This is a genomic window from uncultured Capnocytophaga sp. (assembly GCF_963525585.1).
In the GTDB taxonomy this organism is placed as follows: Bacteria; Bacteroidota; Bacteroidia; order Flavobacteriales; family Flavobacteriaceae; genus Capnocytophaga.
Window position 1 is genome coordinate 1 of sequence record NZ_CAURLX010000082.1, and the last position, 3434, is coordinate 3434.

Genomic DNA, 3434 nt, shown 5'->3' on the forward strand with positions numbered 1-3434 from the left:
TAATATTTACTATCTTTACATTTTTGGTTGCAAAGGTAGTAAAAAAATGTAAATATACAGTAAAAAATGTAAAAATAAAATCAAACAAGAGAAAACAAAATGACTAAAATACAATATAACTAACTGATTTATTTTACTTTATTTTGATTTTGTTTTCTCTTATTTGACTACTTTACTTTCCGATACAAAAACGAGAGAATATGTTTCCTAGTAATTCATCATTACTTACTGCTCCAGTAATACTTCCTAAGTGGTAAAGTGTTTCGCGTATATCAATAGCTAATAAATCACCTGATAAATGTATTTGCATTCCTTCTTCTACTTTTTCAAGTGCTTGTAAAGCATTATTCAAAGCTTCATAATGGCGTATATTAGTAATAATAGTATTTCCCGCAGAAGGTGAAAGATTCTTTACATAAAGAGAAAGTATTTTCTTTAATTCATCAATATTTATATTTTCTTTGGCAGAAATTCTCAATTGTGAGAATATATATTCTTCAGGAATAGAAGCAAGAATCTCATTATCAAAAGGAGTAATAACTTCTTGTAAATCTTCTATTTTATTATGTAATAAGATAAACTTAGCTTCCTTATGATAATTCTCTGTTACGAAATGAATCACTTCATCAGTGGTATTCTCTTTTTCATTATAGAGATAGAGTATAAGCTGTGCTTTTTTTATTTTCTCTTTTGCTTTTTCTACTCCTATAGCTTCTATTTGGTCTTTCGTATCACGGATTCCTGCTGTATCTATAAATCGGAAAGTAAAACCATCTATATGAAGTGTTTCCTCAATGGTATCACGAGTAGTTCCAGCTATATCGGACACTATAGCACGTTCCTCATTGAGTAAAGTATTAAGCAGGGTTGATTTTCCTGCATTGGGTTTTCCTACGATAGCTACGGGAATTCCATTCTTAATAGCATTTCCTGCGGAGAAAGATTGTATAAGAGTTTGCAAAGTAGTTTTTATCCTTTTGAGTAGTTGTTCAAACTGACTTCTATCAGCAAACTCTACATCTTCTTCTGAGAAATCCAATTCCAATTCTATCAAGGAAGCAAAGTTAAGTAGTTCCTGTCGCAAATCTTCGATTTCAGAAGTAAAACCACCTCGCATTTGTTGCAAGGCTACTTGGTGAGAGGCTTTACTATCTGAGGCAATAAGGTCAGCCACTGCTTCGGCTTGGTTAAGAGCTAATTTTCCATTGAGGAAAGCTCGTTTGGTAAATTCACCAGCCTGGGCAAGCCTTGCACCATTTGCTAAACACAATTTTATTACTTCCTGAGTAATATAAGCACTTCCGTGACAAGAAAACTCTACTACGGGTTCGCCTGTATAAGATTTCTTTCCTTTGAAAATAGTTGCCAAACACTCATCAATTACTTGGTTTTCGCTTTTGATAGTTCCTAAATGAACAGTATGAGAAGGTGCCTCGGATAAAGGCTTTCCATTAAGTGTTTTGAATACTTTGTCAGCAAGTTCGATAGCTTCTTTTCCAGATAAACGTATTACCGAAATAGCTCCCACACCTGTAGCAGTAGCCAAAGCAACTATGGTGTCGTCAGTATAAGGTGTTTTTTTATTTTCCATAAGTGTAAAATTTATATTTTTAGAAAACTAAAGTTGCTCCGTGTAACCAATAAACTATTAATGCTATTACAAGTAAAAAACCTATATTATAAAGCCATTTTTCCGCCCATCTGTAGAAAAAACTATAAAATAAAAAGAATAATAAAGCTATAAACAAAGGAACCACTATAAGATTTATATAAAAATAGATCATCCAAGTATGGAAACTACTAAAATCAAAATAGTCCCAGTAGGGAAGGTATTCCATAATGATATAATAAAAATTGATAAGCAAAAGAATTAAACTTATAACAATGCCTACCGAGATACTTGGTTTCTTTTTCATAAACTAATGATAGTATAAAATATTATCTTTATAAATAAAGATAAATAGCAATTAGCAAAGTAATAACCAATCCTATTCTCGCCCATTTATAAAATAAACTATAAAATAGAAAGAATAAAAAGTTAACCCCAAGGATAAAATGGAATATATAGAATATAAAAAGATAAATAAAAAACTCTAAACTATTGTAATTAAGTTCAAAACCAGTTTTTTCTATATAATATAAAAACGAATAAACAATAGATAACACAGTAAGTGCTATGTTTATAATGATTCCTATTTTGATATTCGGTTTTTTCTTCATACAATTATTTTTTCATTGAATAGAATATAAAAATACCTTGTAAGGATAAGAATCCTACAAGGTATTTTTTCTTATCGCTTGTCCTCAATCCCGAATTCTCTCCATTGTGTTTGGGGAATATCAATCTTTATGAGTTTTTTTAGGAAAGTAACCTTATTCTCCACCTCAGAGATAGCTTTGTTAAGCTCTTCGGTTTTTGTTTTGAGGTCAGCTTTTAGCTTTTCTTGCTCACTATTGAGCGTTTCCATTTTCTTACGAAGCTCCTCGAGCTTGGTAACGTCTTCAGCCTTTATTCCCAAAGGCAATTTGTCATTACGACCCTTTAGCCCATCTATCATTACAGATGATTCAGCTAAGTTTGTTGAAAAATTTTTTCTCGGCATAAATTTACTTTTTATATATTAAACAATGAATGAAAAGAATTTATTTTAAAATAAAAATAAACTAGTATTCTCGAAAATCACGAATGAAATCACATAGAAAACCAATATACATACCACAAAAATAGTGCCAAAAATAATGAGTAACTTCTTTAATTCTCTATAATAAAAAATATAAATACTCAAAAAGAGAACTATTAATAGTAATGTATCGAGAATAGCACATTCAATTGAAAAAAATAAAAGTTCAGAAAAATCAATAAGCCACGAATTATAAATTATAAACAAAATAGAAGGAACATAAATCATATATAGAATAATTATACTACATAATACTATCCCTATTTTGTTTTTCTTATATATATAATACCCTAACAAATTCAATATAATGGAATAAACAAATAAATAAGAATAAATAATTGATGTAGATATAAATTTGTTATTCATACCTTTTCTTATGAAAATATATAAAATATAAATTGAAATCAATAGAAAAAGTACAGAAAATACTTTTATCATTATTCTAAAAAAATGAGGTTTTTTCATATTTTTTTATTTTTATGTAATTATACATATAGTTTATGTGATTTTATACCTTGTAAATGAATTACACAAGATGGTTATTTTATTTTACAAGAAGGAAAACAGATTACACAAGATGTGTTTTCCATTTTACAAGATAGAAAATGAATTATACAAGGTTGTTTATTCCATTAACAAGATAGTATTTTCTATATTTTTGTGTTTTTGGATATTTATGCTGAAAAATATACAAAAATAATGCAATATAATAAAATAACCAACCAATGATATTTCTTTACATAGGTAAGCATA

General features: G+C 28.5%; 2 protein-coding genes. Both read right to left on the bottom strand.

The features are described from left to right. Nucleotides 1-172: 172 nt before the first annotated feature. Nucleotides 173-1591, bottom strand: coding sequence for a tRNA uridine-5-carboxymethylaminomethyl(34) synthesis GTPase MnmE (mnmE, locus tag RYK20_RS10790; RefSeq protein WP_314895428.1), 1419 nt, complete (start codon nt 1589-1591; stop codon nt 173-175). A 700-nt stretch (nt 1592-2291) separates the two neighbouring features. Beyond that, a complete protein-coding gene (locus tag RYK20_RS10795; RefSeq protein WP_298826017.1) occupies nt 2292-2603 on the bottom strand; it encodes a membrane-binding protein in 312 nt (103 codons plus the stop codon). Between the last annotated feature and the right edge of the window lie 831 nt (nt 2604-3434).